The sequence below is a fragment of the Pseudomonas bubulae genome (assembly GCF_037023725.1).
Lineage (GTDB): Bacteria > Pseudomonadota > Gammaproteobacteria > Pseudomonadales > Pseudomonadaceae > Aquipseudomonas > Aquipseudomonas bubulae.
Window position 1 is genome coordinate 1084564 of record NZ_CP146077.1, and the last position, 26964, is coordinate 1111527.

Consider the following 26964-nt stretch of genomic DNA (forward strand, 5'->3'; position numbering starts at 1 on the left):
GCGCACTCAGGCGGCCAGACCTTGCATGTCAATGGAGGTTTTGCGTTGTGCAATCAGCTCGCTGAGCAAGCGCCCGCTGCCGCAGGCCAGGGTGAAGCCCAGGGCGCCGTGGCCCAGGTTGAGCCACAGGTTGCGATAACCGCTGGCACCCAGGATGGGTACGCCGCTGGGGGTTGCAGGGCGCATGCCAGCCCATTCGATGGCGGTTTGATAGTTGCCCGCATCCGGGAAAGTGCTGCTGGCCAGTTGACGCATTTGCGCCAGGCGCTTGGGGTCCGGGGCAGGGTCGAAGCCGACGATATCGACCATCGCGGCGATGCGCAGTTGCTTGCCGATACGCGCGTAGACAATTTTGCGGTCGTAGTCGGTAATGCTCACTTGTGGTGCCTTTTGCGGGTCGGTCAGGGCCAGCGTAAGGCTGTAACCCTTGAGCGGGTACAACGGCAGGTGCAGCCCCGGCAGGCGCAGGGCCGGGCTGTTGTGCCCGGCGGCGAGCACCAGTTGGTCCACGGCCAGAACCTCGTCGCCCATTTCCACTGCCTGTACCGCCCCGTTGGCGTGGCGAAGCCGGGTGACGGTCTTGCCCAGCATAAAGGTGCAACGGCCACTGGCCTGCAAGCGGGCGGCCAGTTGCTGACAGAATCCGTGGCAATCCCCGACCTCTTCGCTGGGGGTATAGATACCGCCGATAAACGACGAGCCTTGCAGCCCGGGTTCCAGGCTGGCGCACTCGCCGGCAGTCAGTGCTTGTTGAAATGAGCTGTGGATAACTTTTTTCCGGGCCTTTTCAAAGTTGCCGCGCTCACGGAACGCCACCAGCTTGCCGTTGCGCTGCCAGGCGAAGCCGTCGAGCTGATCTTCTTCGCGCCACTGCTGCAGCGTGGCCTGGCTGAGCAATGCCAGGCGCAGCAAATGCGCGCCATTGCGCTGGTTCACCGAGCCACGGCAGGCAGCCACAAACGAGGCCAGCCAGCGCCATTGGGCCGGGTCCATGCGCGGGCGCAGCTTGAGGGGCGAGTCGCCGCGCAACATCCAGCCCATCGCTTGCCACGGCACGCCGGCATCGGCCAGCGGTGCTACATAGCGGTAGGAGAGCTGGCCACCATTGGCAAAGCTGGTCTGGCTGCCCAAAGTCGGGCGGGCCTCGATCACCGTCACTTCAAAGCCGTCGCGCACCAGGGCATACGCTGTAGCCAGCCCGATTACGCCCCCGCCGATGATGCAAACTCGCTGTGCCATGTCAGTCCTCACCCTTGTTGTTCGGGCTTCAGATTAGGGGCAGGTGACAGGCGGCGAACAATGAATAAAGATGGTCATCCCATAAACAAAGGTTATGGACTACTGCCATGCGCTTGCGTCATATCGAAGTGTTTCAGGCGATTCGCCAAACCGGTTCTGTCAGTGCGGCGGCGCAGTTGCTGCATGTGTCGCAGCCTGCGGTGAGCAAGGTGCTGCAACACGCTGAGCAGCGGCTGGGGTTCCCGTTGTTTTTGCGGGTACGCGGCAAATTGCAGCCCACCCCGGAAGCGCTATTGCTCGAGCGCGAAGTCGACAAGGTGACCGAGAGCCTGCAAGGGGTGCAGCGTCTGGCGCAAAGCCTGCGGCGTACGCCGGGGCATCGTTTGCGCATTGGCAGTACGCCAGCCTTGGCATTGGCACTACTGCCGCCCGTGATCAGCGAGTGGAAGCACCGATATCCGGACATCAACTGTGAACTGGTCAGTGCTCATACACGTGAATTGATCCAGAACCTGTTGATGCGCGAACTGGACGTAGCCCTGACCTTCAAACTGCCCGATCACCCGGGCCTCAAGGCCCAGGCGTTGGCCCACGGCGTATTGGTGGCACTGGCTCCGCGGGGGTTCTGGCCTGATGCAAGTGAAGGTGTGCCACTGGCGCTGGATGAACTGGCGGATGCGCCTTTGATCGGCCTGAGCAGTGCCGATCCGTTGTTTGCACGGCTGGACAGCTACCTGCAATCGGTTGAGCCGCCGCCACGTATCAGCATTGCGGTACAAACCTATTCACTGGCGCGGGCGATGGTGGAGGCGGGGGCGGGGTTGGCGGTGATCGATCCATTTACGGCGCTGGGGGCGTCGCGGGCGAGTACCGTGATCCGGCCTCTGAGCCCCGCACTACCGATTACGCTGTATGCGCTGACCCGGGCCGATGAGGCCCCGGTACATACGCTGGAAGGGTTGCTGCAACTGTTCGCAGAGCGTGCCAGCGAACAGTTGCAGCGGTTGGCGGGTTGATAACGCGATTTAACAGTGTGGGAGCGGGCTTGCTCGCGATAATGGCCGCGCGATTTGTCTGAGTGACCACCGCGCTACCATCGCGAGCAAGCCCGCTCCCACAGGGTGGGGGGTTACTTCGGCAAGGCGTACACCACCACCTGATCACCTACCTGATCTTTCAAGATCGAGTTGCCCCCCGCTACAAACGCCACATACTGACGGCCCTTGTATTCATAGATCGCGGGGTTGGCCACGGCAGGGGCCATAACGATATCCGACCACAATTCCTTGCCGTCATCCAGGGAGTAGGCGCGCACCTTGGCATCCATCGAGGCACCGATAAACACCACGCCACCGGCCGTTACTGCCGGGCCACCAATGGTCGGTGAGCCCATGCTTTCAGGCATGTACCAGCCCCACTGCTGCACGGCACCCATCGGCCGACGCCATTTTACGTCACCGGTGTTCATGTTGATTGCCACGATTTCACCGAAAGGCGGTGCCCAGCACGGCATGCCTGCCCAGTTTTGCGCGTTCAGCAAACTCATGCCGTAAGGCGCGCCGATCTGTGGGTAGAAGCCGTTTTCGTTGCCGGAGTCTTTAGGCTGTTTGTCGTAGGAAGCGCGATCCCACAGCTTGATCATCTGCACGATGTGCGAGGTGTTGACGATCGCCACCTGACTCACCGGGTCAAACGCGACACCGCCCCATTGCACGCCACCGGCACTGTCCGGGTAAGCCAGGACGCCGTTGCCTTTGGTCGAAGGCGGTGAGTACATGCCGTTGTATTCCAGGCCGTCCCACATTTTGCTGCACTGGCCGAAACCGACGATATCGGCGATTTTCCAGATGGCTGGTTTTTTCGACTGATCCAGCAGCGGCGCAGGTTTGGTCGGGAACGGTTGGGTCGGTGAGTAGACTTCGCCATCGGCGTCGCCTTTGGGTACGGGGCGCTCTTCGATCGGCCACACGTCTTCACCGGTACGGCGGTCAACAGTGAACAGGAAACCCATCTTGGTCGCTTGCACCAGCGCGGCGACAGGCTTGCCGTCGACGGTGATATCCATCAGCGTGGGCGCCGAGTTGATGTCGTAGTCCCACAAGTCATGGTGAACCCACTGACGAGACCAGACGACCTTGCCGGTATTGATATCCAGCGCAGTGGTGGAGGTGCCCAGAGGAATCGGTTTGGTCCGGTTGCCGCCCCAGTAGTTGGGTGACGGTGAGGACACGGGGATGTACAGCAAGCCCAGAGCCGGGTCATAAGACATCGCGGTCCAGATGTTGGCGGTACCGGTTTTGCCAGCTTCTTCATCCGGGATCGGCTTGAATTCCCATTCCAGCTCACCGGTGCGAGCATTGAGGGCAAACAGCGAGCCCGGTGATTCAACTTCGTATTCCCAGTCTTTGCCGGCCCAGCCCACGATCAGCTTGTCGCCAATAACGGTGGGGGGTTGCAGCTGGGAAAGTGGCCACTTGGCGTTGACCTTGTTCCACTGGTTGACGTCCACCACGCCATTTTTACCGAAGCCTGCGCAGGGTTTGCCGGTATCGGCATCCACCGCGTACAGCTGTGCGGTCATATTGCCCAGGTACACGACCTTCTGGCAGGCCACGCCGGCTTGCGGGTTTTTTTCCTGCCAGTAGGCCACACCGCGTGATTTAAGCGCGGGCTGGGTTTCGGCCACCAGGGGCGATTTGGTGTCGTAGGTCCACTTCTCTTTGCCGGTCTCGGGCTCAAGGGCGATGATCCGGTAGAACGGCGTGCCGACGTAGAGTGTGTCATTGGCGAAAATGGGCGTGGCGGACCATACCGATGGCGGAATTTTGCCGGTGCCGGTGGACATGTCGCCGGTGAAGTACTGCCAGACTTTGGTCAGTTTACCGACGTTGTCCTTGTTGATCTGGGTGAGGGGCGAGTACTTCTGCGAGCTGAGCTGGCCGTGGAAGCTGTCCCATTCCTTGCCGCTGGGGATCGGGATTCTGGCGTCTTCGGCAGAGATGCTCGACGGTGCCAGCAACGGTGGCGGTACGGTGTAGGTGTCCTGGGCGTAAGCGTTGGATACCCCGGCGAGCAGGCACAGCGCCGGTGCTGTCAAAATGTGCTTCTTGATCCCGTTCATATCGCGCTCCTTGCTGGCTTGGGGCCAAAGGTTTCAATGACAACACCCACGGCGTAGACCAGCAGGGCAATCACTGTCCACCAACCATGCAGCAGGCTGGCGGCAAAAATGGTGCCTATCGCACCGGCCCAGCCCAGAAACAGGACGAAGTTGCGCAAGCCTCCTGCCCCGGTCTTGAGCAGCAGTACGCCCAGGACAAACAGCACCAGTTCGGCAAACATAGTGGTCATTGCCCCGCCGGAACCCGTCACACCGGACAATGGCATAAAGAACCGCCCTGCCGTAATGGCCAGGGCAGCCAGAGCCGCGATGATCATGATATGGGCACCCAGTTGGCGCCTGGGCGGTGCGTAGGCTGCAGAAGTACTCATCCCTTTCTCCTTAGCGATTCATGCCCGAGGGCATCACGGAAAGTGAGTGTAGCCAAGGCGGAGGAAATCGCCGGGAGGATGCAAGCGGCAGCAATCTTTGTGGGAGCGGGCTTGCTCGCGATACAGGCGGCTCGGTCTCTTTGACAGACCGAGTAGATGCCATCGCGGGCAAGCCCGCTCCCACAGGAAATGTGAGTGTCAGTGCGCCTGCTCAGCCTCCACCGGCGCATCCTTGGTCACATGCTTGACCAGTTTGCCGATAGTCAGGCCCTGGAACAGGATCGAGGACAGCACCACGATATAAGTGATACTCAGGATCAGGTCGCGCTCCGGGCCCAGCGGCAAGGCCAGGGCCAGCGCCACCGAAACACCACCGCGCAAGCCGCCCCAGGTGAGGATGCGGATCGTGCCGCGCGGCACGGTGCGCCAGCGGCGCAGCAAGACAATGGCCGGGGCCACAGTCAGCAGGCGCGACAGCAAAATGGCCACGGCCAAACCGCTGGCAGCCAGCAAATGCAGCCACGAGAACGGCAGCAGCAAGAGTTCCATGCCGATCAGCGCAAACAGCAGCGCATTGAGCATGTCATCCAGCAGCTCCCAAAAACCGTCCATGTAGCGACGGGTCATCTCGTTCATGGCCTTGTTGCGGCCCAGGTTGCCGATGATCAAACCGGCGACCACCATCGCAATCGGTGCCGATACATGCAGCTCACTGGCCATGGCCGAGCCGCCAATCACCAGGGCCAGGGTCAGCATCACTTCGATCTGGTATTGCTCGATGCTCTTGATCATGCGGTACACCAGGTAACCGATCAGGCCGCCGAACACCACGCCGCCAATGGCTTCGTGGGCGAACAGCATGGCCGTGGCGCTCAGGCTCGGGGTTTCGCCCAGTTGCACGATGCCCAACAGCACGGTGAACACCACAACGGCGGTGCCGTCATTGAACAGCGACTCCCCGACGATGGTGGTTTTCAGTGGCTTGGAGGCATTGGCTGTACGCAGCACGCCGAGCACGGCAATCGGATCGGTGGGGGAGATCAGTGCACCAAACAGCAGGCAGTACAGGAAGCTGATATGCCAGCCGAACAGGCCGAAAATCCAGTACGCGAGGCTGCCGATCACCGTAGTGGCGATCAATACGCCGACCGTGGCCAGCAAACCAATGGGCCAGCGATAGCTGCGCACGTCGTTGAAATTCACATGCAGGGCGCCGGCAAACAGCAGGAACGACAGCATCCAGTTCATCAGCAGGTCGCCGAAGTCGATCTGGCCGATCAGCTCTTGCACGCGCTCTTCCAGCCCGGGGTAACCGAGAAAGCTCAAGCCTTGCAACAGCAGGGAAAACATCAGGGCGGTGACCATCACGCCAATCGTCGGCGGCAGGCCGATAAAGCGGAAGTTCACATAAGTCAGTAGTGAGGTCAGGCAGATAAACGCAGCAACAAGCTCAAGCATCCGGGATCCTGTGGTGGCGAGAGTGAATGGAAATCCGATGGGTTCGGGTCATGTTTGGATGCAAAAACGGGCGTCAGGGGCACATCCCGGGGGTGTGGCAAACGGACGCGAAGTGCGAGGTCATTGACCACAATGCTGCACTGAGGTTGCATGGTGGCGCTTGCGGCAGTCGCAGGTTGATAACAATAAGGAGTCTGCGGTGCTGGCAACGGTGTTGGTGTTGGTCGCGGCGGTATTGCACGCGATCTGGAACACCCTGATCAAGTTCAGCGGTGAGCGCTTGCTGGTGATCGCCTGCATGGACACGGTGGCGCTGGTGGTGGTGGCGGTGCTGGTGGGGTTTGCGCAATGGCCACCGGCGGATATCTGGCCGTGGATCCTGGCGTCGGTATTTTTCGAGCTGGTGTACCGGGTGCTGCTGATCCGCGCGTATCGGGTGGGGGATCTGGGTCTGGTGTACCCGCTGATGCGCGGGCTGTCGCCATTGGTGGTGCTGGCGCTGACCCTGACCTTTGCCGGAGAAGTGCTGACCGGGCAGCAGATTATCGGTATTTTGCTGATCCCGTGCGGCATGGCCTGCCTGTTGTGGCAGGGCGGTGGCGGTGATCGCCTGCCCTGGTCGATGCTGCCGGTCGTGGCGCTGATCGGCCTGTGCATTGGTTGCTATACCTTCCTGGATGGCCAGGCTATCCGCCGCTGGTCGCACCCGCTGGATTACCTGGTGTGGGTCACGCTGCTCAGCGCCTGGCCGTTTCCGTTGCTGGCGGTTACCCGCAAGCGTGCCGCGTTTGCGCTGTTCTGGCGTACACAATGGCGATTGGGCGTGGCGGTGGGGGTTTGCGTGCTGGCCAGCTATGCGCTGGTGCTGTGGGCCATGCAACTGGGCTCGATTGCCGAGGCGGCGGCGCTGCGTGAAGTCAGTGTGATTCTGGTGGTGCTGTTCGGTATGCGTTACCTCAAAGAACCTTTCGGCGGACCGAGGCTCTTAGCCTGTGGGCTGGTGCTGATCGGCATGCTCGTGATGAAACTCTAAAAAGGAAATTCCAATGACGGTTGCTTTCTGGTGTGTGCTGATTGCCTTCTGTTTGACCTATGTGTGTACCGCCTTTGCCAAGTTCAGTGACGGCAAGTTCGGGCCCAGGCAAAACCATGATCCGCGTACGTTTCTTGACGGCCTGCAAGGGTTTGCCAAGCGTGCCCACAGTGCCCAGCTCAACAGCTTTGAAGTGACCCCGGCGTTTGCCGCGGCGGTGATCATTGCCGATATCGTCGGCAACGCCCAGCCGGTGACCATTGACGTGCTGGCGGTGCTGTTTATTACCAGTCGCATGCTCTACATCATCTGCTACCTGGCTGACTGGGCGATGCTGCGCTCCATCGTGTGGTTTATCGGCATGGGGCTGGTGGTCAGCTTCTTTTTTGTGTCGATGTAACGCAATCACCACACTGCCTGTGGGAGCGGGCTTGCTCGCGATGTCGGCGATGCGGTTTACCTGATGCGCCGCAGTGATGCCATCGCGAGCAGGCTCGCTCCCACAAGGGCAGTTACAACGGCAACGCCGCCCCTTTAGGCCACAGCAGCCAGATATTGCCCTTCTGTTTCATGTCACCTGCAATTTGCCCTGCCTCGGGGCCCGTACCGACAAAGAAGTCGGCCCGCACTTCGCCGGCAATGGCGCCGCCAGTGTCCTGGGCGGCAACCGGGCGAACGATGGGCTGGCCGTCGGCCTGGGTGGTCGATAACCACAACAGGCTGCCCAGCGGGATTACCTTGCGGTCCACGGCCACGCTGTAACCGGCCGTCAGCGGCACGTTCAGCGAGCCGCGCGGGCCTTCGTTGCTGTCGGGGTTCTGAGTGAAGAACACGTAGCTGGGGTTGCTGGCCAGCATCTCGTGGACGCGTTGCGGGTTGGCCATGGCCCAGGCGTGAATGGTGCCCATGGTCACGTCTTCTTTCTTCAATTCGCCTTGCTCGACCAGCCAGCGGCCAATCGGTTTGTACGGGTGGCCGTTCTGGTCGGCATAGCCAATGCGCAGTTGACGGCCATTGTCCAGCTGGACCCGGCCAGAGCCCTGGATCTGCAGGAATTGCAGGTCCATCGGATCGGTAAGCCACGCCAGTACCGGAGCATTCAGGCCGTTGCTGTTGATGGTTTCAGCGGTGTCGTAAGGTTTGAGTACACGGCCTTCGAGGCGACCGCGCAGGCGTTTGCCTTTGAGCTCGGGGTAAATGCTGTCCAGGTTGACCACGATCAGATCAGACGGTACGCCGTAGATCGGTACATTGGCCGCCTGGGTGGGCTTGAGGCTGCCCGGGTAAACGGGTTCGTAGTAACCGGTGATCAGGCCGTCGCTGCTGCCTTCGGCCGAACGCAGGCTGTACACGTCGAGGTGGGTTTGCAGGAAATTGCTGATTTCAGCCACGCTGGGGCTGGCAGGCAGGGCCGCAGCGTCGCTGCATACCGGACCCCAGTTGGCGTCGGCCTTGAGACGGGTGCAGGCGCTGCGCCATGAAGCGAAGCCGCTTTGCAGGTCATTGCCTGTCACTTCCGGCAGCGCACTCCAGTCGGCTTTGCTGTAGGTCGTGTGAGGTTCAGGTTTTGCGGCATTTTTGTCCGCGTCCTTGTCGGTGCCGTTGCACCCGGCCAGGAGCATGACAACGGGCAGCGCCCAGGCCAGTGGTTTGAAAAATATGTTCATTGACGCTGTTCCTTAACGGCTGCCGAGGTCTGATGGCCTTCAAGGCAACCCGTATATTTAATAAGGGTATTGGTCTTTACGGGTGACACGAGGATACTGGCGGCCGATTTCCGTGACCTGAAGCCACCATGATTCTTAAACGATTGACTGTTGTAGTGCTGGCCTGCCTGACGCTGACGGCGTGTGGCGGGGTTGATCCCGATTCGCCGCTGGGCCAGCGTAAAGCGATTTTCAAGCAAATGCTAAAGACCAGTGAAGATCTGGGCGGCATGTTGCGGGGTCGAATTCCGTTCGATGGTCCGCGCTTTACCGCAGGCGCTATCAAGTTGGATGCGTTGGCTTACGAGCCGTGGAAGCATTTCCCTCAAGTAAAGGAGAGCGATCAAACCAGCGCTACTGATGACGTCTGGCAAAAGCAGGCACGTTTTCAGGAGTTGGCGCGGCAGTTGGAGGCTGCTACGGGTGAGCTGGTTATCGCCAGCCAGGTGCAACCCTACAAGGCCAGTAACCTGATGCCTGCGGTGCAGAAGGTCGAAGACACCTGCAGTGCGTGCCACAAGGCATTCAGGAATCACTGAGTAAAGTTGAGCCGGTACCCACCTGCTGTGGGAGCGGGCTTGCTCGCGATGCAGGCGACGCGATCTGTCAGGCAGACCGCAGCGATCCCATCGCGAGCAAGCCCGCTCCCACAGGGCGAATTACTTGTCCAGCTGATCCAGCGCTTCCTGCAACTCTTTGCGCGATTCGGCCAGCTTGTTTTTGCGCTTGTCGATTTTTTCCGGATCGCCTTTCTTCATGGCCTTGTCCAGATCTGCCTGGCGCTTGCTGACTTCGTGCTTGGCTTCCAGCACCTTGTTTTCGCGTTCCTTGCGCAGGCCCGCGTCGGTGCAATGGGCTTCAACTTCGCTCAGGGCTTTTTCCAGGCCTGCTACCTGGTTGCTGTTGCCGTGGGCACGCGCTTGCTCAAGTTGCAGGGTGATGGCCTGCTTCTTGGCAGCACAGCCGGTCAGTTCAGGCGCTGTGTCGGCGGCCATCAGCGGGGCAGCCAACAGGCCGCAGACAGTAAACAGGGCGAGCGGTGAAAGTAATTTCATAAATAGCTCCATGACCAAAGATGACAATTAAATAAGGTCGAAAGAACGCTGCACAAGCGTCGTTCGGCGGTTCGAAACCGTGGATGTTAGCAGCATCCGTACGCAAGCAATCCGTTGCGCGATGCCCGCCAGCAGCAAAAAGCCCCGAACAGTCGCCTGTCCGGGGCTTTTGGTGCAGCAGGCTTACTTACAAACCAGCGGCAGTACGCAGTTCTTCAGCGCGGTCGGTACGCTCCCACGTGAACGTGGTGAAGGTATCGTCGCCAACCGTTTTGGTCTGCGGGATACGGCCGAAGTGACCGTATGCTGCAGTTTCCTGGTACATCGGGTGCAGCAGATCAAGCATCTTGGTGATGGCGTATGGACGCAAGTCGAACACCTCACGCACCAGCTTGATGATCTTGTCGTCGGAAATTTTGCCAGTGCCGAAAGTATTCAACGAAATCGAAGTCGGTTGAGCGACGCCGATTGCGTAGGAAACCTGGATCTCGCAACGCTCAGCCAGGCCGGCAGCCACGATGTTCTTGGCCACGTAACGACCGGCGTAGGCCGCCGAACGGTCAACCTTGGATGGATCTTTACCCGAGAACGCGCCGCCGCCGTGACGGGCCATGCCGCCGTAGGTGTCAACGATGATCTTGCGACCGGTCAGGCCGCAGTCGCCAACCGGGCCACCGATGATGAACTGGCCAGTAGGGTTGATGTGGAACTGGGTGTCTTTGTGCAACAGATCAGCAGGCAGCACGTGCTTGACGATCAGCTCCATGACGCCTTCGCGCAGGTCTTTGTTCGACACTTCCGGGTTGTGCTGGGTCGACAGCACGATGGCGTCGATGGCCACAACCTTGCCGCCTTCGTAACGGCAAGTGACCTGGGACTTGGCGTCCGGGCGCAGCCAGGGCAGCAGGCCGGATTTGCGGGCTTCTGCCTGGCGCTGTACCAACTGGTGAGAGAAGGTGATCGGTGCCGGCATCAGCACGTCGGTTTCGTTGCTGGCGTAGCCGAACATCAGGCCCTGGTCGCCGGCGCCCTGATCTTCAGGCTTGGCGCGGTCTACACCCTGGTTGATGTCAGGAGACTGCTTGCCGATGATGTTCATCACGCCGCAGGTAGCACCGTCGAAGCCGACGTCGGAGCTGGTGTAACCGATGTCGGTGATCACGTCACGAACGATCTGCTCCAGGTCAACCCAGGCCGAAGTGGTGACTTCGCCGGCGATGATTGCTACGCCGGTTTTCACCAGAGTCTCGCACGCCACACGGGCGAACTTGTCTTCAGCAATGATGGCGTCCAGCACCGCGTCAGAAATCTGGTCGGCGATTTTGTCCGGATGCCCTTCAGACACGGACTCGGAGGTGAAAAGGGAGTATTCGCTCATCTCGACGGTTTCCTAATATTTACCGATGGTGAGTGTCGCCAGCTGGCCGCTGAAAGTGGCGGACCTGAAGCTGGAAACCATTACGTAAGCCTACATAGAGGCTTTCCCCGGGAACGAGTCCCGCAGCGGTGGCCCAACGGGCCAGATCATCTTGTTCAAAACCCAGCCATAAATCACCGCAGGCCTCGCGGGCCCACGCCTGATTATGGCTGCACAACTCTGTTACCAGCAGGCTACCGCCCGGTTGCAGCAAGGTCGCCAGTTGCCTGAGTGCTTCGGCCGGTGCAGCGAAATGGTGCAAGACCATGTTCACGACCACGCAATCGACCTGGATCGGTGCTTCATGCAGCGCGTCGGCCAGGATCAGGCTGACGTTGTTCAGTGACTCGCGTTCACACAACTGGCGGGCCAGCTCCAGCATCACCGGGCTGTTGTCCAGCGCCGTGACCTGATGGAAACGACGAGCCAGGTCGGGCAAGAAGCTGCCATCGCCGGGGCCGACTTCCAGGGCTGTGGCCCCCGGGCCGAAGCTCAGTTTGTCGAGCAGGGTTAAAACACTGTCACGGTATTGCGGCAAGCCGGCGATCAAATCCTGTTGAGCGCGAAATTTCTCGGCTATGCGTGAGAAAAAGTCCTGACTGGCGGCTGCACGTTGGCCGTGTACGGCGCTGATGCGCGCCTGTACATCGGCGGGCAAGGCCAGGTTATCGACCTCTTCCAGCAGTGCTGCATGCAATTTGCCGCCCAGTTGTTCGGTATGGGGCAGGGCGCGGCGATAAAAAATCGCGTTGCCTTCACGCCGGGTTGCAACCAGCCGTGCCTGGGACAGCACCTTGAGGTGGTGGCTCATGCCGGACTGCCCGGTGGCGAAAATCTGTGTCAGTTCCAGCACACCAAACGAATCATTGGCCAACGCGCGCAGCACATTGAGTCGCAGCGGGTCGCCTCCAGCCTTGCACAGGGCGGAGAGCTCGTCGCAATCGTCATGGCGGATTGAAGGCACGCGTAAGTTCATGGGGCCGCAGTCTAGTTACCCGCTCAAGCCCCCGCAAGTTCAATATCAAAACTTTTTGATATTGGTCGATAAATGGCACGTTTGTCGGGTGAGATGTGCTTATTAACGAAATGAAATGTCCGATCCTTAACAGATTGCCTGCCTGAACAAAGGAAAAACGTTTCAGCTGACTATCTGTCATTGCCCCGAGGGGGTGGGTGAGGGAAAATGCTCGCCTTTTTTCCGTTTCGATTTAACTTCCAATACCCAGGAGAACAGCGATGCCCAGCCGTCGTGAGCGTGCCAACGCCATTCGTGCACTCAGCATGGATGCCGTGCAAAAAGCCAACAGCGGTCATCCAGGTGCCCCTATGGGTATGGCGGATATCGCCGAAGTACTGTGGCGCGATTATCTGAAGCACAACCCGAGCAATCCTTCGTTCGCTGACCGTGACCGCTTCGTGCTGTCCAACGGCCACGGTTCGATGCTGATCTACTCGTTGTTGCACCTGACCGGCTATGACCTGTCGATCGACGACCTGAAAAACTTCCGCCAGCTGCACAGCCGCACCCCGGGCCACCCGGAGCTGGGCTACACGCCGGGCGTTGAAACCACCACTGGCCCGTTGGGTCAGGGCCTGGCCAACGCTGTGGGCTTTGCCCTGGCCGAAAAAGTCATGGGCGCGCAGTTCAACCGTCCTGGCCATAACGTTGTCGATCACCACACCTACGTGTTCCTGGGTGATGGCTGCATGATGGAAGGCATTTCCCACGAAGTTGGCTCGCTGGCCGGCACCCTGGGCCTGAGCAAACTGATCGCTTTCTACGATGACAACGGCATCTCCATCGATGGCGAAGTTGAAGGCTGGTTTACCGACGATACGCCAAAGCGTTTCGAAGCCTACAACTGGCAAGTGATCCGTAACGTTGACGGTCACGACCCGGAAGAAATCAAGACCGCGATCGAAACCGCACGCAAAAGCGACCAGCCAACGCTGATCTGCTGCAAGACCACCATCGGTTTCGGTTCGCCGAACAAGCAGGGCAAAGAAGACTGCCACGGTGCTCCACTGGGCAACGATGAAATCGCCCTGACCCGCAAGGCCCTGAACTGGAACCACGGTCCATTTGAAATCCCGGCTGATATCTACGCCGAATGGGATGCCAAGGAAGTCGGTGCTGCGGTTGAGTCCGAGTGGGACAAGCGCTTCGCTGCCTACGCTGCCGAGTTCCCTGAGCTGGCCGCCGAGCTGTCCCGTCGCCTGAGCGGCAAGCTGCCAGCTGACTTCGATGCCAAGGCCAACGCCTACATCGCTGAAGTCGCGGCCAAAGGCGAAACCATCGCCAGCCGTAAAGCCAGCCAGAACGCGCTGAATGCCTTCGGCCCGTTGCTGCCTGAGCTGCTGGGCGGCTCCGCTGACCTGGCCGGCTCCAACCTGACCCTGTGGAAAGGTTGCAAAGGTGTTTCGGCTGAAGACGCCAGCGGCAACTACGTGTACTACGGTGTACGTGAGTTCGGCATGAGCGCCATCATGAACGGCGTTGCCCTGCACGGCGGCCTGGTGCCTTACGGTGCAACCTTCCTGATGTTCATGGAATACGCCCGCAACGCCATCCGCATGTCGGCCCTGATGAAACAGCGCGTGATCTATGTGTTCACCCACGACTCCATCGGTCTGGGCGAAGACGGCCCGACTCACCAGCCGATCGAACAGCTGACCAGCCTGCGTACTACGCCGAACCTGGACACCTGGCGCCCGGCCGATGCGGTGGAATCCGCAGCTGCCTGGAAATACGCCCTGGAGCGCAACGATGGCCCGTCCGCGTTGATCTTCTCGCGTCAGAACCTCAACCACCAGACCCGTGATGCCGGCCAGATTGCCGATATCAACCGTGGTGGCTACGTGCTCAAGGACTGCGCAGGCGAGCCTGAGCTGATCCTGATCTCGGCCGGTTCCGAAGTGGGCCTGGCTGTTCAGGCCTGGGAAAAACTGACCGAACAGGGCCGCAAGGTTCGTGTGGTGTCGATGCCATGCACCAGCGTGTACGAAGCTCAAGATGCGGGCTACAAGCAGTCGGTTCTGCCGCTGCAGGTGAGCGCCCGTATCGCCATCGAAGCCTCCCACGCTGACTACTGGTACAAGTACGTGGGCCTGGAAGGCCGCGTGATCGGCATGACCACCTACGGCGAGTCGGCGCCTGCGCCTGCCTTGTTCGAGGAGTTCGGCTTCACCCTGGAAAACATCCTGGGTCAGGCTGACGAGCTGCTGGAAGACTAAGTAACAAAGTGGCTGCCTTATTCGCGAGCAGGCTCGCTCCCACATGGGCTATGTAGATCCCTGTGGGAGCGAGCCTGCTCGCGAAATAGTAGTGGTGAAGGATTCACCTTGGTAATCGAGAACCCCATGCCTCAACCGCGTCCCTACAAAGTTGCACTCAACGGCTACGGCCGGATTGGTCGTTGTGTCTTGCGTGCGTTGTTCGAGCGAGGGGCTTCTGCCGGGTTTGAAATTGTTGCACTCAATGATTTGGCCGATATGGCCAGTCTCGAATATTTGACGCGCTTCGACTCCACCCATGGCCGGTTTCCCGGCGAGATACGGATCGAAGGCGACTGCCTGCATATCAATGGCGACTGCGTGAAAGTGTTCCGCAGTGCCACCCCCGAAGGGATCGACTGGGCCGCGCTGGGCATTGACCTGGTGCTGGAATGCTCCGGTGTCTACAACACCCGTGCCGACGGCCAGCGCTTTCTGGATGCCGGGGCTCCCGGCGTACTTTTTTCGCAACCGATGGCCAGCGACGCCGATGTCGACGCCACCATTGTCTACGGCGTCAACCAGCACAGCCTGACGGGCGAAGAGCGCCTGGTGTCCAACGCTTCCTGCACCACCAATTGCGGCGTACCGCTGTTGCGTCTGCTGGATCAGGCGCTTGGCCTGGAGTACGTGTCGATCACCACGATTCACTCGGCGATGAACGATCAGCCGGTCATCGATGCCTACCATCATGAAGACCTGCGACGTACTCGCTCGGCCTTTCAGTCGGTGATTCCGGTATCGACCGGCCTGGCCAAAGGCATTGAGCGCCTGTTGCCGGAACTTGCCGGCCGAATTCAGGCCAAAGCAGTACGGGTGCCGACCTTGAACGTGTCGTGCCTGGACATCACCCTGACCACGGCCCGGGATACCGATGCCGCAGAAGTGAACCGCCTGCTGCGCGAGGCTGCCACCAGCGGCCCGCTCAAAGGCTTGCTGGCCTACACCGAGCTGCCGCACGCCAGCTGTGATTTCAATCATGACCCTCATTCGGCCATTGTCGATGCCAGCCAAACCCGCGTTTCCGGCCCCCGGCTGGTGAACCTGCTGGCCTGGTTCGACAACGAATGGGGTTTTGCCAATCGAATGATCGATGTGGCAGAGCACTACTTGCACGTTACCCACCCAAAATCCGTTCTCTAACATTAGAAACTCAGGAATTGCGACCCATGACCGTGTTGAAGATGACCGACCTCGATCTGCAAGGTAAACGCGTACTGATCCGCGAAGACCTCAACGTCCCAGTCAAGGACGGTGTAGTCACCAGCGATGCGCGTATCCTCGCTTCGCTGCCGACCATCAAGCTGGCGTTGGAAAAAGGCGCGGCGGTTATGGTCTGCTCGCACCTGGGACGTCCGACTGAAGGCGAGTTCTCGGCTGAAAACAGCCTCAAGCCTGTAGCCGAGTACCTGAGCAAGGCCCTGGGCCGTGAAGTGCCGCTGGTCAGCGATTACCTCAATGGTGTCGACGTCAAAGCCGGCGACATCGTGCTGTTCGAGAACGTGCGCTTCAACAAGGGCGAAAAGAAAAACGCCGACGAACTGGCCAAGCAATACGCCGCCCTGTGCGACGTGTTTGTGATGGACGCTTTCGGCACCGCTCACCGCGCCGAAGGTTCGACCCACGGCGTGGCCAAGTTTGCCAAGGTTGCTGCGGCAGGCCCTCTGCTGGCTGCTGAACTGGAAGCACTGGGCAAGGCCCTGGGCGCCCCGGCCAAGCCAATGGCGGCCATTGTTGCCGGCTCCAAGGTGTCGACCAAGCTTGAAGTGCTCAACAGCCTGAGCCAGATCTGCGATCTGCTGATCGTGGGTGGCGGTATCGCCAACACTTTCCTGGCCGCTGCCGGTCACCCGGTGGGCAAGTCGCTGTACGAGCCCGACCTGCTGGAAACTGCCCGCGCCATCGCTGCCAAGGTCAACGTGCCCCTGCCTACCGACGTAGTCGTGGCCAAAGAATTCGCTGAAAGTGCCGCTGCCACCGTCAAGCTGATTGCCGACGTGGCTGCTGACGACATGATCCTGGATATCGGCCCGCAAACTGCTGCGCATTTCGCCGAGCTGCTCAAGTCTTCGAAGACTATCCTGTGGAACGGTCCGGTTGGCGTGTTCGAGTTCGACCAGTTCGGCAACGGCACCAAGGTTCTGGCCCGGGCCATTGCCGACAGCGCAGCGTTCTCGATTGCGGGTGGCGGCGACACTCTGGCGGCGATCGACAAATACGGCATTGCTGATCAAATCTCCTACATCTCCACCGGCGGTGGTGCATTCCTGGAGTTCGTCGAAGGCAAGGTACTGCCTGCCGTTGAAATCCTGGAAAGCCGCGCCAAAGCCTGAAGGTGTTTCAGGCCCTGAAAGGAAGCATGGACATGGTCAAGTTGTTACCGCTGTTGATGATCGCGGGCTTTTTGGCCGGTTGCGCCGGCTCGAGCGAGTCGGTGCCCGAGGCTGCAACCCCTGAAGAGAGTGGTTGTTACCAGGCTGACTGGCAGGCGCAAAGCGTGCCGCTGGTCAATAAACGCTCAGGGCCCGAGGCGCTGGAAAAATACGAGTCGCCCAAGCCTTCACAAGAGCGCGGGTGCCCATGATTTGAAATGCGGCCCACCCAATGGGCCGCATAGCTATAGCTGAAGCTGTAACGTTTCAGCTAAATCGCATTGGCCATATCGGGGCAAACCCCCGATCTGCAATAACTTGAATAGCAGCCGCCGCTACGGCAGGCTTGCACGATTAACGACCCTTGTCCGGGAGAGACACACACAATGGCACTTATCAGCATGCGCCAGATGTTGGACCACGCCGCCGAATTCGGCTACGGCGTTCCAGCCTTCAACGTAAACAACCTTGAGCAGATGCGCGCCATTATGGAAGCCGCTGACAAGACCGACTCCCCGGTGATCGTTCAGGCCTCGGCCGGTGCGCGCAAGTACGCGGGTGCTCCTTTCCTGCGTCACCTGATCCTGGCTGCAATCGAAGAATTTCCGCATATCCCGGTGTGCATGCACCAGGACCACGGCACCAGCCCTGACGTGTGCCAGCGCTCGATCCAGCTGGGCTTCAGCTCGGTGATGATGGACGGCTCGCTGGGTGAAGACGGCAAGACCCCGACCGACTACGACTACAACGTTCGCGTGACTCAGCAAACCGTTGCCCTGGCGCACGCTTGCGGCGTATCGGTTGAAGGCGAGCTGGGCTGCCTGGGTTCGCTGGAAACCGGTATGGCTGGCGAAGAAGACGGCATCGGTGCAGAAGGCGTTCTGGATCACAGCCAGATGCTGACCGACCCGGAAGAAGCGGCTGACTTCGTCAAGCGCACCCAGGTAGATGCCCTGGCAATTGCCATCGGTACTTCCCACGGCGCTTACAAGTTCACCAAGCCACCGACTGGCGACGTACTGGCAATCGACCGTATCAAAGAGATCCACAAGCGCATTCCGAACACTCACCTGGTGATGCACGGTTCGTCCTCTGTTCCACAAGAGTGGCTGGCGATCATCAACGAGTTCGGCGGCGACATCAAAGAAACCTACGGTGTGCCGGTAGAAGAAATCGTTGAAGGCATCAAGCACGGCGTGCGCAAGGTCAACATCGACACCGACCTGCGTCTGGCATCGACTGGCGCGATGCGTCGCCTGATGGCAACCAACCCGAGCGAGTTTGACCCGCGCAAGTTCTTCGGCGCCACTGTAACGGCCATGCGTGACGTGTGTATTGCCCGTTACGAAGCCTTCGGTACTGCCGGTAATGCTTCGAAGATCAAGCCGATCTCCCTCGAAGCCATGTACCAGCGTTACCTCAAAGGTGAGCTGAACGCCAAGGTCAACTAAGACCGGCGCGTACTAAAAAGCCCGCAGCGATGCGGGCTTTTTTGTGGGTGTCAGTTGCAGCCCTCTCCCTCCGGGAGAGGGCTAGGGTGAGGGTCACTTGAGCAACCCGCGCACACTGATCCACACAGGAATACCCAAGCCAATCCAGCTCAATACATCCCACGCCTCGTCACCCAATAGCGCACTGAACAAGCCCATCACGCTGACCAGGCCAATCGCCAGCGGGATGGAAAACACTTTCCAGAAGTTCGACTGACGGGGCCTCATCGTGCGCTCTCCCTGGCCGCTCGGCGGCGCACCCACCACAGGTAGAGTCCGCTGCCGAGCACCACAATGGTCAGCACGTCGAGAGCCGCCCAGAGAATTTTCATCGGCATGCCGCCGTAATCGCCGAAGTGCAGCGGTTGCGACATGCCCATAGCGTCCATGTACCACGGGCGCCCGGCCACTGCGGTGACCTCCAGGGTACTGGCATCGATCAATACCGGGGTCAGCAGGTGAGAAGTCAGGTGCGTGCTGCCTTTCATAAAGACCGCGTAATGGTGCTCGCTGGAGAACCGTGTACCGGGGAAGGCGATAAAGTCCGGGCGCATGCCGGGCGCGGCTTTGGCTGCGATCTCCAGCAACTGGCTGGCCGGGGCAAGACGGGTCAGTGGCGGAGCATCGCGGTAGGGTTCGATCATGGCGCTGAGGCTGTCATTGCGCCATGCGGCAATGATCAGGTCAGCACAGGCACTGATAACGCCGGTCACCCCTACCACCAGGGCCCAGGTCAGGGTCACGGCGCCAATCAGGTTGTGCAGGTCGAGCCAGCGCAGGCGTTTGGATTTGTCGGTGCGCACGGTAGCGAATTCATGGCGGCGCATAAAAGGCAGGTACAGCACTGTGCCGGAGATGATGGCCAATACAAACAGCAGGCCCATAAAGGCCAGTAGCAGCTTGCCGGGCAGCCCGGCGAACATGTCCACATGCAGGCGCAGCATGACCATCATGAGTCCGCCATTGGCTGACGGCACCTCTATGGCTTCGCCCGTGCGCGCATCGAGCATAAAGGTGTGGGAGGAATTGGGTTCGGTGCCGGCGGTGGGTGCCATGATGGTCAGGACGGCATTGGGTTCGTCTTCGTCCCAGCCGAAATACTGCATGACCTCGCCCGGGCGATGAGCTTCGGCGGCGCGCACCAGTTGTTGCAGGTCGAGGGTTGGGGTATCGGCAGGCAGGGTTTTGACCTGCGGCGCATCGCCTAGCAGATGGTCGATTTCATGATGAAAAATCAACGGCAGGCCGGTCAGTGCCAGCATCAGCAAGAACGCAGTGCAAATCAGGCTGGTCCAGGTGTGGATAAAGGACCAGCGGCGGATGGTTTTGCTTTTCATGAAAATCCTGAATGCGTAAACCCCCTGTGGGAGCGGGCTTGCTCGCGATGGCATCAACTCGTTTTTGCAGTTGCACCGAGTTGTCTGCATCGCGGGCAAGCCCGCTCCCACAGGGGGAAGGTGGTGCAGCCCTTAGCGGGTTACCACTTGTAGTTGACGCTGGCCATGACGTTACGCCGGTCGCCGTAGTAGCAATAGAAACCGTCGCAGGTCGACAGGTATTCCTTGTCGAATACGTTGTTGGCGTTCACAGAAACCGTGGCGCCCTTGAGCGTTTTGCTGACCTTGCCCAAGTCGTAATGCACCGCGGCGTCGTAGACGGTATAAGCGTCGGTGTGGCCATAAGAAGCGTCGGGCACATAAGCCATGCTGCCGATTGCGATGTTGTCGGTCTCACCAATGTAGCGGGCACCAAAGCCGACGCCGAAGCCATCCAGCGCGCCTTTGTGCCAGGTGTAGTCAGCCCAGATCGAGGCTTGATGTTCAGGCGTCAGGGGCAGTGGACGGTTCTTGTCCAGCGGGTCGGAGACCTTGGTCATCTTGGTGTTGGCATAGGTGTAGGCAGCGGTCAGTTTAAGGTTCTCGTTGACGTTACCCACGGCCTCCAGCTCCACGCCGCGCACGTTGGCTTCACCCAGTGGCCGGCTTACACCCAGGGTGTCGCTGAGCACGATGTTTTTACGGGTCAGGTCATACACGGCAGCGGTGAACAGCATCTCGGTGCCGGGTGGCTGGTACTTGAGGCCCACTTCGTATTGCTTGCCAGTACCGGGCTTGAACGCCTTGCCGCCAAAACCACCCGGCTCGGCCTGGAACGATTCGGCATAGGACACATAAGGCGTGAAGCCGGAATCGAACACATAGCTCAGCGCGGCATTGCCGGTGAAGGCGCTGTCGTCACGTTTGTCGCGCGCATTGTTCTCGTTGTAGAACGTGGTGTCGGTGTGCAGCCAGTCCTGGCGTCCGCCCAAGGTCAAACGCCAGTTATCCAGCGCCATCTGGTCTTGCAGGTAGAGGCCTGTGTCACGGGTTTTCTGGTTGTAGTCGTTGTAAGCGGTGTATTTGACGTTGCTGAAATCCTGCCCGTAGATCGGGTTGATGATGTTGCTGGCCGGGGCTGCGCCGTATTGCCACTTGTAGTTGGTATTGACGCGTTGGTGATCGAGGCCGATCAGTACCGTGTGCTTGAGGGCGCCCGTATTGAAGTCTGCCTGGAAGTTGTTATCCACGGCGAACTGGCTGATGTCTTCGTTCACGATATTGGCGCCGCGCTGCACGGTACCGTCGTCGGCAACGGAGCCGTAGTAACCGCCTGCAGTGATGCCCTGAAATGACAGGTCGCTTTTGGTGTAGCGCAAGTTCTGACGGAACTGCCACACATCGTCAAAGCGGTGTTCGAAGGCGTAGCCGAGTGCGTAGTAGGTCTTGTCGTAGAACTCCCACTTCGGATCACCCAGGTTCTCGTGATACTTCACACTGCCCGCCGGTGAGTCAACCTTAGTGCCCTGGATCGGCAAGAACTGACTTGTGATACCGGTGTCGTCACGATTGAACTGGCTGAGGAACGTCAGTTTGGTGTCCGGGTCGATGTTCCAGGTCAGACTGGGCGCGAGGTTATAGCGCTTGTCTTCGTTGTGATCGATGGCGGTGTTGCTGTCGCGTACCAGGCCGCTGATACGGTACAAAAAGCGGCCTTCATCATCGATCGGGGCAGTGCTGTCGAAGCTGATCTGCTTGCGCTGGTAGCTGCCGACCTGGACCTGCACTTCATGGCTGGGGGTGTCCTGCGGGCGACGGCTGACCATGTCCAGCAAACCCCCGGCAGGTGTCTGGCCGTAGACCGATGACGCTGGGCCACGCAGCAGGGCTACGCGCTCCAGGTCCCAGGTTTCCAGCTTGGGCATGGTGTAGGAGCCCTTGGGCAGCGGTAGGCCGTCGAGAAACTGGGTGGGTTCGAAGCCGCGTACCTTCAGCCACTCCGAGCGGCTGTCGCTGCCATAGCTGCTGGCCGTAACGCCGGGCATGTAACGTACTGCATCATCCAGGTTCTGCACCGCCCGGTCCTGCATTTGGCTACGGGTGGCCACGGAGATGGAGCGCGGGGCTTCAGCCAAAGAGGTATCGGTTTTGGTACCCGACGCCGTGCGCTGGGCGAGGTAGCCGTCCACCGGGCCCCAGGCGCTTTCGTAGCTGCCCTGGGCGGAGATGGTCGTTGCTCCTAGAGCCAATGCGCCCTGGGGAATCTCGATCAGAGTAAAGCTGCCAGCCGAGCCGGGCACCAGCTGCAAACCGCTCCCCTGCAACGCCTCACGCAACGCAGTCGTGGCTTCAAATGTGCCGTTGACCGGCGCCGAGGTTTTGCCTGCCAGCAAGGACGAGTCGATGGCCAGGGTGATGTCAGCCTGGCTGGCGATCTGGTTCAGGGTGGCCGCCAATGGGCCGGCGGGCAAGTTGTAGCTGCGCGCAGAGGATGCCTGTTCGGCGGCAATCAGCGTGGTGCTGGCCAGCGGAGCGCCAAGGGCAATGGCAACAGCCAGCAGGCTGGGGCGCAAAAACGTGTCGAGGGTGCGGGACATTCGGCGGGTTCCTGAATGGAAATGTTTCTCAATGCCTATCTGCCGCACGAGATTTGAAAAGTGATAGGGCTTATTGAAAATAATTTAGATTCAGTTCGCCGCAGGCCTGGCGCTGACAGTGATCCACCACGGGGTGCGCTGTTCTATTTGCACCGGCAAGGTCGGCAACAGGGCGTTGAGCGCCAGTTCGACGTTGTTCAGCGGGAAGCTGCCAGTGATGCGCAGGTCGGCCACTTCGGGGGCTACACCCAGGTGGCCACGGTGATAGCGGTTGAGTTCGCCAACCATGTCGCCCAGGCGCACGTTGTCCAGTACCAGCATGCCCCGTGTCCAGGCGTCGGCCCCGGGACTCACTGCATACATCTGGCCCAGACGGTCGCGGTGCATCAGCACTTGCTGCCCTTCGCTGTAGATGGTCTGTTCGACGCTATCTTCTGGATGGGCCTGGACACGCGATTGCAGCACGCTCAGGCGCGTGCCGTCGTCTTCGCGTTTGACCATGAACCGGGTGCCAAGGGCCAGCAAGCTGCCATCGCGGGTTTGTACGATAAACGGGCGAGGGTCGCCGTGGCCGGTTTCGACCATGATCTCGCCTTCTTGCAGGATGATGCGCCGGGTGCTGTTGTCAAAACGTACATCGACTGCACTGTGGGTATTGAGGTTGAGCAACGTGCCGTCGGCCAGGCGCATCTGGCGCTGTTCACCGGTGGCAGTGCGCTGGTCGGCCATCCAGTAATCGATGGGCAAGTAGTTCTTGCCGGCAAACAGGGCCAGCCCGCACACCAGGGCGATACTCGCCAGGCCGCTGCCGATCTTGCGTGCCTGCTGCTGCACGCCATTGCGCGCATTGAGTAGAGCATTGCGTGCCGGGATGCCGGTATTGCTGAAGCGCTGGTCGAGCATGCCCAGTTGTAACCAGGCCCGGGCGTGTTCTTCGCTGGCGCTGTACCACTTGGCGAACTCGGCCTGTTCCACGGCGCTGCCGTTGCCGCAATCCAGGCACAGTTGCCAGGCGATGGCGGCGTCCAGCACCTGGGCCGAGACCGGTTTGGTATTGGCCTGGCTCATGTTGGTTCGCCATACAGGGCGATATAGCACTGGCGGATGCCCTGGGCCAGGTATTGGCGCACACGGGGCACCGACACGCCCAGGCGTTCGGCGATTTCGCCGTGGGTCATGCCGTCGAGCCGACTGTGCAGGAAGGCCGCACGCGACTTGCTCGACAGTTTGGCCAACATGCGGTCGATGGCTCGCAGGTCTTCGAGGATCAACTGCTGGGCCTCGGGCGAGGGGTGCTCGGCTTCGGGGATCAGCATCAACTCGTTGAGCCAGGCCTGCTCCAGGGCGGCGCGGCGAAAATAGTCGAACAGCAGGCCCTTGGCGATGGCCGCCAGAAAGGCCCGGGGTTCGCGCGGGGCTTGCAGTTCGGTACGGCCAAGCAGGCGTACAAAAGTGTCCTGGCTGAGGTCCTCTGCCCGCTGCGGGCAGGCCACGTTGCGCCGTAACCACGCCAGCAGCCAGCCGCGATGGTCGCGATAAAGCGCTCCAACCAGCTCACTGTGGGGGGTTTGGACTGACGACAAGAGCATCACCGACTGCAAGTTTTAACTAACGATAATTATTCGCGATTGTGGCAGAGGGAGTGATCCTACGCAATTGACGCTCATCGGATGACATATAAGCGGGGGAGGGTCGTTATTGTGGGAGCGGGCTTGCACGCGATGGGATCGCCGCGTTTCGCCTGATGAGCCGCGTCGCATGAATCGCGAGCAAGACCCCTCCCACAGATTAAAAGCCGTGAATCTGCTTGCGTCGCTGCCACTGGTTAAGCCGCTGTTGCAAGGCCAGGGGGCTGTCGATGCCCTGGACGCTGGCACGGCTGAACAGGATCAGTGCCAGCTCGGCCGTGGCCAGCGCGTCTGCACTGGCGTTGTGACGGTCTTCAACCTGCAGGTTGAAGTGGTTGATCCAGTGATCAAGCCCTGCCTGGCGCGGGTTGAACTGCGGGCAGAGCATCGGTGCCAGTGCGGCCACATCCATAAACGGATGCTGCAACCGATAGCCCAGGCTGTCCTTGAGGGCTCGGGTGAGCATGTGCTGGTCAAATGGTGCATGGAAGGCCAGTACCGGGCTATCGCCGACAAAGTCCATGAAATCCAGCAGCGCATCCACCGGGTCGCTGCCGGCGGCAATGGCGGCAGGTCCCAGTTCATGCAGCAGCATGCTGGGGCTCAGGGGGTGGTCGGGGCGCAGCAGGGTGCGCTCAAAGGCCTGGCTCAAGTCAATGGCGCCGTCTTCAATCACTACTGCGCCAATCGACAACACTTGATCGCGGTTGAGATTAAGACCGCTGGTTTCCAGGTCTACCACCACCCAACGCTGACTGCGCAATGGCACATTGCTCAAGGCGGTGGCGGACGGCAATTGCAGCAGGCGTTGCTGTTGCTCAAGGCTTAGCAGCGGTTTTTTGCGGGGTAACAGCCAGGACAACAGGCTCATAGCTGATACCGCAGGGCCAGGCTGCTTTGCAGGCGCTGGGCCTGGCGCAGGGCTTCACGCAGGATACGGCGATCCAGCTGGTTGAGGTTGTCCGGGTCGACGCGATTGGAGTACGGGCGATTTTCCCGGGTTTGCAACTGGTGCTGCTGCATGCGGGTTTGCTGGATAAAGTGGTAAGCCTCTTCGTAGGCACCGCCGTCCAGCGGTTCGATCACGTCGAGAGCAACCAGTTGGCGCAAGCGCTCAAGGGTATTGTTGGCTTCTACACCGTTGGCCAGTGCCAGCAAGCGAGCCCCGTCGACAAAGGGCGTAAGGCCCTGCACCTTGAGGTCGAGGGTGGCCTTGTCACTGCCTTTGCGCTCCAGCACAAACTCGCGAAAGCGCCCCACCGGTGGCCGGTGACGCAGGGCGTTGTCGGCCATCATGCGCTGGAACAGGCGGTTGTCGGCCACTTGCTCAAGGATGCCGCGACGTAGTTGCGCGCAGCCCTGTTCATCGCCCCAGACCACGCGCAGGTCGAAGTAGATGGTGGAGGCCAGCAGATTTTCCGGGGTCGCTTCACGAATAAACGCCGCAAAGCGCCGCGCCCATTCGGTACGGGACAAGCACAGGTCGGGGTTGCCGGCCATGATATTGCCCTTGCACAGGGTAAAGCCGCAGGCCGCCAGGTGCTGGTTGATCTGCTGGGCGATGGGCAGCAGGCGCTGGCGAATGTCGGCGGCCTCGGCAGCGTCCCTGGCCTCGAACAGGATGCCGTTGTCCTGGTCGGTGTGCAGGGTTTGTTCGCTCCGTCCTTCGCTGCCAAAACACAGCCAGGTAAACGGCACGCCGGGGTCACCCTTGTCGGCCAGCACCAGTTCAATCACCCGGCAGACGGTGTGATCGTTCAGTTGGGTGATGATATGGGTGATTTGCGTGGAAGATGCGCCGTGGGCCAGCATGCGCTCAACCAGCTGGCCGATTTCGCCGCGCAGGCTGATCAGGGTTTCCAGCCGTGGAGCATGGCGAATGGTACGTGCCAGATGCACCAGGTCGACCCGTTGCAGCGAAAACAGGTCACGCTCGGAAACAACCCCACACAGGCGTTGATCTTTAACCAGGCACACGTGGGCAATATGCCGCTGGGTCATGGCGATTGCAGCGTCGAAAGCGCTGTGATCGGGGCTCAGGTAGAACGGCCCGGGGGTCATGTGCAGGTCGATGGCCTGGTCGAAATCCTCAATGCCATTGGCAACGACCTGACGCAGGTCGCGCAGGGTGAAAATCCCCAGCGGGACCTTGAATTCGTCGACCACCACAATGCTGCCCACCTGCTGTTCGTGCATCAGACGCACGGCTTCACGCAGTGCAACCTGAGGCGCGCAGGTCACGGGATGACGCATGGCCAGTTCACCCAGGCGGGTGTTGAGCGAGTACTGGGTGCCGAGGGTTTCAGCGGCTTTTTGCTGCACCTGCTGATTGACCTTGTCCAGCAGGCTGCTGACGCCGCGCAAGGCAAAGTCGCGAAATTCGTCGGACAGGCCAAACAGTTTGATAAACGCGGTTTTGTTCAGTTGCAGGCAGAACGTATCTTCGGCGGCCCGGTGTTCGGTGCGGGTGGCGCGCTCGCCCAGCAGCGCGGCCAGGGGGAAGCATTCGCCGGCGGTGATCTCGAAGGTGGTCTGGGCTTCTTCGCGACCGGCGTGGGTGCGCTCGCCCACCACTCGGCCCTGCTTGACGATATAGAAGTGCTCCACCGGCCCGTCGGTGGGTCGGATGATGCTTTCGCCCGGGGCATAGAAGCGCAGTTGGCACTGCTCGACCAGGTACGCCAGGTGAGTGTTTTCCATTTGGTTGAAGGGCGGGAATCGCTGCAAGAATTGCATGGTGCCGTGAATGTTCTGCAACACCGCGGTTTTCCCTGCCTGGAGAAACGCATCCGATTTACTCATTACTGATACCGCGTCGTTGGTTGTGAGCCGTTGTTGTTATGACCGGACAGGGCATCGCCCCAAGGTGTATTTCTATCCCTCATGCT

24 protein-coding genes are annotated in these 26964 nt (G+C 60.2%); 9 read left to right on the top strand and 15 right to left on the bottom strand.

Annotated features, from left to right (window positions below; genetic code table 11):
- Positions 1 to 6: 6 nt before the first annotated feature.
- Entirely contained in the window at positions 7 to 1239 is a 1233-nt protein-coding gene (locus tag V6L81_RS05030; RefSeq protein WP_338660516.1) for a D-amino acid dehydrogenase, read from the bottom strand.
- Between the two features lie 107 nt (positions 1240 to 1346).
- On the opposite strand from V6L81_RS05030, the gene V6L81_RS05035 reads away from it, so the two are divergent.
- A complete protein-coding gene (locus V6L81_RS05035) occupies positions 1347 to 2255 on the top strand; it encodes a LysR family transcriptional regulator (RefSeq protein ID WP_095025296.1) in 909 nt (302 codons plus the stop codon).
- A 113-nt stretch (positions 2256 to 2368) separates the two neighbouring features.
- Here the strand turns inward: V6L81_RS05035 and V6L81_RS05040 are convergent, their stop codons facing one another.
- The 3 genes from V6L81_RS05040 to V6L81_RS05050 all read right to left on the bottom strand — a co-directional run bounded on the left by V6L81_RS05040 (position 2369) and on the right by V6L81_RS05050 (position 6189).
- Entirely contained in the window at positions 2369 to 4360 is a 1992-nt protein-coding gene (locus tag V6L81_RS05040; protein ID WP_094999882.1) for a pyrroloquinoline quinone-dependent dehydrogenase, read from the bottom strand.
- A complete protein-coding gene (locus V6L81_RS05045) occupies positions 4357 to 4731 on the bottom strand; it encodes a hypothetical protein (protein ID WP_094999883.1) in 375 nt (124 codons plus the stop codon). Before V6L81_RS05045 ends, V6L81_RS05040 begins: the two co-directional genes overlap by 4 nt.
- 198 nt (positions 4732 to 4929) lie before the next feature.
- Entirely contained in the window at positions 4930 to 6189 is a 1260-nt protein-coding gene (locus V6L81_RS05050; protein ID WP_083369739.1) for a sodium:proton antiporter, read from the bottom strand.
- 199 nt (positions 6190 to 6388) lie between these two features.
- Between V6L81_RS05050 and V6L81_RS05055 the strand changes: the two genes are divergently transcribed.
- A complete protein-coding gene (locus V6L81_RS05055; protein WP_130872146.1) occupies positions 6389 to 7222 on the top strand; it encodes a DMT family transporter in 834 nt (277 codons plus the stop codon).
- Positions 7223 to 7235: 13 nt separating this feature from the next.
- Positions 7236 to 7622, top strand: a complete 387-nt coding sequence (locus V6L81_RS05060) for an MAPEG family protein (protein WP_095019477.1) — start codon at positions 7236 to 7238, stop codon at positions 7620 to 7622.
- A 112-nt stretch (positions 7623 to 7734) separates the two neighbouring features.
- Here the strand turns inward: V6L81_RS05060 and V6L81_RS05065 are convergent, their stop codons facing one another.
- Entirely contained in the window at positions 7735 to 8889 is a 1155-nt protein-coding gene (locus V6L81_RS05065) for a murein transglycosylase A (protein WP_150628467.1), read from the bottom strand.
- 128 nt (positions 8890 to 9017) lie between these two features.
- Between V6L81_RS05065 and V6L81_RS05070 the strand changes: the two genes are divergently transcribed.
- On the top strand, positions 9018 to 9467 hold the full coding sequence (locus V6L81_RS05070) for a cytochrome c (protein ID WP_094999887.1): 450 nt from the start codon (positions 9018 to 9020) through the stop codon (positions 9465 to 9467).
- 120 nt (positions 9468 to 9587) lie between these two features.
- On the opposite strand, the gene V6L81_RS05075 is transcribed toward V6L81_RS05070, so the two are convergent.
- The 3 genes from V6L81_RS05075 to V6L81_RS05085 form a co-directional block, all read right to left on the bottom strand.
- Entirely contained in the window at positions 9588 to 9983 is a 396-nt protein-coding gene (locus V6L81_RS05075; protein ID WP_094999888.1) for a DUF1090 domain-containing protein, read from the bottom strand.
- A gap of 187 nt (positions 9984 to 10170) precedes the next feature.
- Positions 10171 to 11361, bottom strand: coding sequence for a methionine adenosyltransferase (gene metK, locus V6L81_RS05080; RefSeq protein WP_094999889.1), 1191 nt, complete (start codon positions 11359 to 11361; stop codon positions 10171 to 10173).
- 19 nt (positions 11362 to 11380) lie between these two features.
- Positions 11381 to 12376 carry a metalloregulator ArsR/SmtB family transcription factor gene (locus V6L81_RS05085; protein WP_094999890.1) on the bottom strand — a complete coding sequence of 332 codons (996 nt, stop codon included), beginning with the start codon at positions 12374 to 12376 and terminating at the stop codon, positions 11381 to 11383.
- A 260-nt stretch (positions 12377 to 12636) separates the two neighbouring features.
- Between V6L81_RS05085 and tkt the strand changes: the two genes are divergently transcribed.
- The 5 genes from tkt to fba all read left to right on the top strand — a co-directional run bounded on the left by tkt (position 12637) and on the right by fba (position 18496).
- Positions 12637 to 14634, top strand: a complete 1998-nt coding sequence (tkt, locus tag V6L81_RS05090) for a transketolase (RefSeq protein WP_094999891.1) — start codon at positions 12637 to 12639, stop codon at positions 14632 to 14634.
- 126 nt (positions 14635 to 14760) lie between these two features.
- Positions 14761 to 15816 (top strand): erythrose-4-phosphate dehydrogenase, encoded by a 1056-nt coding sequence (gene epd, locus V6L81_RS05095; RefSeq protein WP_095019480.1) that lies wholly within the window; start codon positions 14761 to 14763, stop codon positions 15814 to 15816.
- A 26-nt stretch (positions 15817 to 15842) separates the two neighbouring features.
- Complete coding sequence (locus V6L81_RS05100; protein WP_094999893.1) at positions 15843 to 17006, top strand: phosphoglycerate kinase; 1164 nt, start codon at positions 15843 to 15845, stop codon at positions 17004 to 17006.
- Between the two features lie 32 nt (positions 17007 to 17038).
- A complete protein-coding gene (locus V6L81_RS05105) occupies positions 17039 to 17257 on the top strand; it encodes a hypothetical protein (RefSeq protein ID WP_094999894.1) in 219 nt (72 codons plus the stop codon).
- Between the two features lie 174 nt (positions 17258 to 17431).
- Positions 17432 to 18496 (top strand): class II fructose-bisphosphate aldolase, encoded by a 1065-nt coding sequence (gene fba / locus V6L81_RS05110; RefSeq protein ID WP_004419605.1) that lies wholly within the window; start codon positions 17432 to 17434, stop codon positions 18494 to 18496.
- 93 nt (positions 18497 to 18589) lie between these two features.
- On the opposite strand, the gene V6L81_RS05115 is transcribed toward fba, so the two are convergent.
- The 7 genes from V6L81_RS05115 to V6L81_RS05145 form a co-directional block, all read right to left on the bottom strand.
- Positions 18590 to 18763 carry a hypothetical protein gene (locus V6L81_RS05115; protein WP_094999895.1) on the bottom strand — a complete coding sequence of 58 codons (174 nt, stop codon included), beginning with the start codon at positions 18761 to 18763 and terminating at the stop codon, positions 18590 to 18592.
- A complete protein-coding gene (locus V6L81_RS05120; RefSeq protein ID WP_095020452.1) occupies positions 18760 to 19872 on the bottom strand; it encodes a PepSY domain-containing protein in 1113 nt (370 codons plus the stop codon). The genes V6L81_RS05115 and V6L81_RS05120 overlap by 4 nt, the downstream gene beginning before the upstream one ends.
- 140 nt (positions 19873 to 20012) lie before the next feature.
- Positions 20013 to 22448, bottom strand: a complete 2436-nt coding sequence (locus tag V6L81_RS05125; RefSeq protein ID WP_338660517.1) for a TonB-dependent siderophore receptor — start codon at positions 22446 to 22448, stop codon at positions 20013 to 20015.
- Between the two features lie 90 nt (positions 22449 to 22538).
- Positions 22539 to 23516, bottom strand: a complete 978-nt coding sequence (locus V6L81_RS05130) for a FecR family protein (protein WP_338660518.1) — start codon at positions 23514 to 23516, stop codon at positions 22539 to 22541.
- On the bottom strand, positions 23513 to 24037 hold the full coding sequence (locus V6L81_RS05135; RefSeq protein ID WP_165446525.1) for an RNA polymerase sigma factor: 525 nt from the start codon (positions 24035 to 24037) through the stop codon (positions 23513 to 23515). The genes V6L81_RS05130 and V6L81_RS05135 overlap by 4 nt, the downstream gene beginning before the upstream one ends.
- Positions 24038 to 24236: 199 nt before the next feature.
- Entirely contained in the window at positions 24237 to 24947 is a 711-nt protein-coding gene (locus V6L81_RS05140) for a PolC-type DNA polymerase III (RefSeq protein WP_094999899.1), read from the bottom strand.
- Complete coding sequence (locus V6L81_RS05145) at positions 24944 to 26878, bottom strand: putative nucleotidyltransferase substrate binding domain-containing protein (protein WP_338660519.1); 1935 nt, start codon at positions 26876 to 26878, stop codon at positions 24944 to 24946. The genes V6L81_RS05140 and V6L81_RS05145 overlap by 4 nt, the downstream gene beginning before the upstream one ends.
- Between the last annotated feature and the right edge of the window lie 86 nt (positions 26879 to 26964).